At 69.8% G+C, this 4,551-nt stretch carries 4 protein-coding genes; 2 read left to right on the top strand and 2 right to left on the bottom strand.

Going from position 1 to position 4,551, the window contains the following annotated elements; translation table 11 throughout:
- Positions 1-53 precede the first annotated feature (53 nt).
- On the bottom strand, positions 54-1,049 hold the full coding sequence (locus tag ACFWE2_RS24600) for an ABC transporter ATP-binding protein (protein WP_377226835.1): 996 nt from the start codon (positions 1,047-1,049) through the stop codon (positions 54-56).
- Positions 1,042-2,037, bottom strand: a complete 996-nt coding sequence (locus ACFWE2_RS24595) for an ABC transporter permease (protein WP_377226834.1) — start codon at positions 2,035-2,037, stop codon at positions 1,042-1,044. Before ACFWE2_RS24595 ends, ACFWE2_RS24600 begins: the two co-directional genes overlap by 8 nt.
- 162 nt (positions 2,038-2,199) lie before the next feature.
- On the opposite strand from ACFWE2_RS24595, the gene ACFWE2_RS24590 reads away from it, so the two are divergent.
- The gene (locus tag ACFWE2_RS24590; protein ID WP_377226833.1) at positions 2,200-3,273 is read left to right on the top strand and encodes a hypothetical protein; all 1,074 of its coding nucleotides are present in this window, start codon (positions 2,200-2,202) and stop codon (positions 3,271-3,273) included.
- Entirely contained in the window at positions 3,270-4,496 is a 1,227-nt protein-coding gene (locus ACFWE2_RS24585) for a DUF6716 putative glycosyltransferase (RefSeq protein ID WP_377226832.1), read from the top strand. The genes ACFWE2_RS24590 and ACFWE2_RS24585 overlap by 4 nt, the downstream gene beginning before the upstream one ends.
- Positions 4,497-4,551 lie beyond the last annotated feature (55 nt).

The raw sequence follows: 4,551 nt of genomic DNA, 5'->3' as shown, positions 1-4,551 counted from the left end.
GGTGATCGGCACCTTGGAATGCCGATCACCTGACGTTCTACCGACCACGCGGGTTACGCTTTTGCCTCGGCCTTCTGCTGCGCCTCGGCAGCGGCCTTCTGCTCCGCCTCTTCCCGCGCCTTCTTGCGTAGGTGCGCCCTGCGGCGCGCCGGGCTCATGGTCCGGCGGCCCGGCCGCTGCGCCCGCACGAAGTTCTTGTACGCCTCGGCGACCTCACGCACAGGACCGTCCATGACGAGCTGGCCCTGGTGCATCCACAGCACACGCGTGCACATCGCCTCGATCGTCGAGATCGAGTGGCTCACGAGGAACACGGTGCCCGCGTTCTCGCGAACCTGCTCGATGCGCGCCTTGCTGCGCTCCTTGAACGCGGCGTCACCGGTGGCGAGCGCCTCGTCGATCATCAGGATGTCCGGCGAGGCGGACGACGAGATGGCGAACCGCAGGCGCGCGCCCATGCCGGACGAGTACGTCTTCATCGGCAGGTAGACGAAGTCACCGATACCGGCGAACTCCACCACCTCGTCGAACCGCTCGTCGACCTGCTTGGGCGTGAGCCCGAGCGCGAGGCCGCCGATCATGATGTTGCGCTCGCCGGTGAGCTGCGGCATGAGCGCCGCGTTGACACCGAGCAGCGACGGTTCGCCCGAGACGTGCACGCTGCCCGACCGGGGCGGCATGAGCCCGGCGATCGCCCGGAGCATGGTGCTCTTTCCGGAGCCGTTCACGCCGACGATGCCTATCGACTCGCCGTGCCGCACGGTGAACGAGACACCGCGCACGGCGTGGATCTCGCTCACGGCGCCGACGTGCCGGCGTCCCGACTGGAGCAGCCGCTTGAAGAAGGGGACCTTGACCTTGACCTCTCGGATCTCGGCGCCCTGCTTCTCGGCCTCCTTCTTGGCCCGGCCGCCGATGACCCGGTAGACGACGTGCAGGTCGTCCACCACGAGGCAGGGTTCGCCCAGATCGGTCTCGAGCGCCTCCTCCCCCTCGTCCTCCGGCTCGACCTCGAGATCGAAGTCCATGTGGTCGTCGGCCTCAGTCACGTCCGTACCTCTCCTCGCCGCGCCAGAAGACGATGAAACCGATCACGAAGAACAGCACTGCCCACGCACCACCGAGCGCCCACATCAGGCCGCTCGGGGGGAACTGCTCCTCCTGCATCAGCACCGAGCGCACCAGGTAGAGGTACACCGCGACCGGCTGGTAGTCGAGGATGCCGATGACGATCGTCTTCGCCGGCTCGGCCATCTGCAGCTCGTTCAGCTTGGCGGTCACGGGGAAGATCACGCCCGACGCGTACATCACGACGCGCATGACGAAGGGCAGCACGTTCTCGAGGTCCGGCGTGGTGGCCACCCAACGGGCCATGATGAACGCCAGGCCCGTGTTGAAGATCCACATCAGCGCCACGGCGGCAGGCAGGAGCAGCCACCACCACGTCACGTGGATCATCTCGTAGGTCGGCAGGAACCCGCTCAGCAGCGTGATGGCGCACATCACCACGATCGCGGGGATGAGCGTGGTCAGCAGCGACAGCACCGTCGACATCGGCAGCACTGCGCGCGGGAAGTGGAGCGAACGCAGGAGCTGCGTCTTTCCGCTGATGGACTTGGCTCCGCCGGTCACGGACGCCTCGATGAAGCGGTACATGAACACGCCGATCACGATGAACGCGATCGAGTTGTCCATGTCGCGGCTGAGCTGCAGGATCACCCCGAAGATCAGCACGTACACGCCGGCGTTGAGGATCGGGTTGAGCACGGCCCAGAGCTGGCCCAGGTAGTTGTTCTGGTTCTTCGCGTAGGCCGTCGACGTGGCAAGGACGCGGATGAACGCCCAGCGCTTCGTCAGATCACGGATGTACTCGCCCAGCGGGGGGCGGACGTTCAGGGGCCGTAGCCCGTACTGCTTCGCGAGGGCGAGCCGTTCGGCCGACGTCGTGCTCGGCACGAGCGGCGGCGGTGGCTGCTTCGCATCACCGCTGGCGGAGGGCGCCCCGGGCGCCACAGCGGAGGTAGTAGGTGTGCTCACGGTAGGGGAAATACCTGTCTGGTCGGGGGCACTGCCGGCGACATTCCGGCCGTTCGATCCTAGCCGGTCCCGAACCCTAGCAGGGTGACCGAGGGCTGTTCGGGCCACCTGGGACCACACCTCTGGACCTCGGCGGACCGCTCCCGTGAGAGACTGCACCGCGTGCATCACCCCCGTCCCGCTCCTCGGGCCACGGACCCGCGAGCCGCGTCCCCGCGTGTCGCCGGCGCCCTGGTCGAGTCGCCGCTGCAGCTGCTCTGCACGGTCGAAGCGCACGCCGCCGGATACGGCGGCACCGACACCCATGTCCACGTACGCGACGACGTCCCCGCCCTGGGCGACGCCCTGTCCGCCGTAGGTGGCCTCGCCCTTCCCGAAGGCCTGACGTTCGACCTGGCCGGCCGGCGCAGCGCACTGACCGCCCGGGAACCCGTCTGGCTCGTCGGCGACGCCTTCTCCGGCCTCTTCCAGGCCACGGTCCCCCTGCGGCGGCCCGAACGTGTGGTGCTGGTCGACGACGGCCTGGCGACCCTCGAGCTGTGCCGCCTCCTGGTGCGCAAGGACCCGCTGGTCCGCATCGGCAAGCCCGCGCGGGCCCCCCGCCGTCGGCTCGGTGCCGTGGCCGCCGGCCGCCTGCGCTCCCTGGCCGCCGACGGCCGCGTCACGATCTTCACCGCACTTCCACTTTCACCCGACCTGGCCGCCGGCCTGCGAGCCCAGGGCTTCGACGTACGGCCCAACCGCTTCGGCTGGCTCACCGCGCAGCCCGCGGACGAGTCGATGCCGGAGCCCACCATCGTCGTCGGCTCGGGCATGCCTGCCGACGGGCTGATCGACCCGGACCGGTACCTCGACTGGATCCGGTCGCTGGCCAAGGAGGGAGCGTTGCGCTACCTCCCCCACCGCCGCCAGACGCCGGAGCTGCTCGCCGCGCTGGCCTCGATCGACGGCGTCACCGTCGACGCACCCGGCGCCCCCGTGGAGATCCGGCTGCGCGGCCTGCGGTCCGGACAGCGCGTGATCAGCCTGCCGTCGACGTCCACCATCCTGTTGACCACTATCATTTCACCACTCGGTGTCCCCGTCACCGCGCTCGACGTACCCACCGACTGGTGGACCGAGCGCGCCTCTGCCGAACACCGAGCACACCTGACCAGCGTCGTCGAGCTCGCCCGGCAAGCCAGTGCCGTCGCCGAGGACGTCACAGAGATCGACTCCCCGGAGGAGAACGAATGACCATCCGCGTGCTCGCGGTCGCGGACAGCGACTCGTACCTCAAGTGGGCATGCGCGACGCTGGACAGGCTCGGCCCGGCGGACGACGAGGGTCTCGACCGCTCGGCGGTGATCGTCAAGACGCCGATCGCGCCGACCACCAGTCAGATCGCCGCCGCCGTCGCGGGATCCTCCGTGGTCCGTCCCGCCGTGCTGCCCGTCCGGGACCTCGCCGCTCAGATCCGTGAGGACACGCCCGACGTCGTGCTCATCGCCGCCACCGGCCCTGTCGCCGAGGTCGTGGCGCGCGCGATCGTCGCCGCGACGGGCAAGCGCCGTCCCGCACTCGTCACGGGCCTGCCCGGCATGGCGCTGCCCGCCACGCCGAAGGGCACCGGCTGGCGCCGCTGGTGCGACGCCTTCGTCGTGCACAGCAGGCTGGAGATCGACGCCTACCGGGAGTCGTTCGCCGCGCACGGTGTCACCCCCGACGTGCCGCTGGCGCACCTGCCGTTCCTCGAGCACATGTCGGCCAGCCTCGGCACCGAGCCGGTCAAGCGGATCATCTTCGCCGCGCAGGCCAAGGTGCCGGAGAGCCGGGCCGACCGCGTCGCCCTGCTGGACCGTCTCGCCCGCCTCGCCGACGACGAGTTCGAGGTCATCGTCAAGCTCCGCGCCCGCAAGGGCGAGCGGCAGACGCACAACGAGGCGTACCCGTACGACGAGCTGTGGGACGCCGAGCACGCCCGGCTCGGGCACCGCAGCGACATCCTCCGGTTCGTCGACGGTCCGATGGCGGAGTGGCTCCAGCCCGGTTCGGCGCTGATGACGGTGAGCTCGACGGCCGCCATGGAGTCGCTGGCCCTCGGCCTGTCCACCGTCATCATCGACGACTTCGGGGTCAGCGCCGAGCTGCTCAACGCGCCGTTCGTCGGCAGCGGCTGCGTGATGCACGTCGCCGACGCCGCCGAGGCGTTCCGCGCCGGTGGCCCGGAGCCGGATCCCGCCTGGCTCGACGACAACTACCTGCACACCTCCGACTCGGAGCTGCCTGCGGCCGTCCGGGACCTCGCGGCGCGCCGCGAGGCGGGGACGCTGGCGCCGCTGGCCGAGGTCAAGCCGTGGCTCCTGACGCGCTACCTGCGGATGACGCTGCAGATGTACATGCCCAAGTTCGTCTACGACGTCGCCCGGCAGTCGAACCGCTCGGTCCGGCTCCTCCTGGACAAGGAGAAGCAGGCCTGACCCACGAGTTCCGCGAAGTAGAGCGCCTGTCCGGATCTCCCTGATGTCACCGAGG

This window comes from Promicromonospora sp. NPDC060271 (assembly GCF_042726755.1).
Taxonomy (GTDB): Bacteria; Actinomycetota; Actinomycetes; order Actinomycetales; family Cellulomonadaceae; genus Promicromonospora.
Note: the sequence above shows the minus strand (reverse complement) of the source record. Positions and strands in the feature narration are given on the sequence as shown.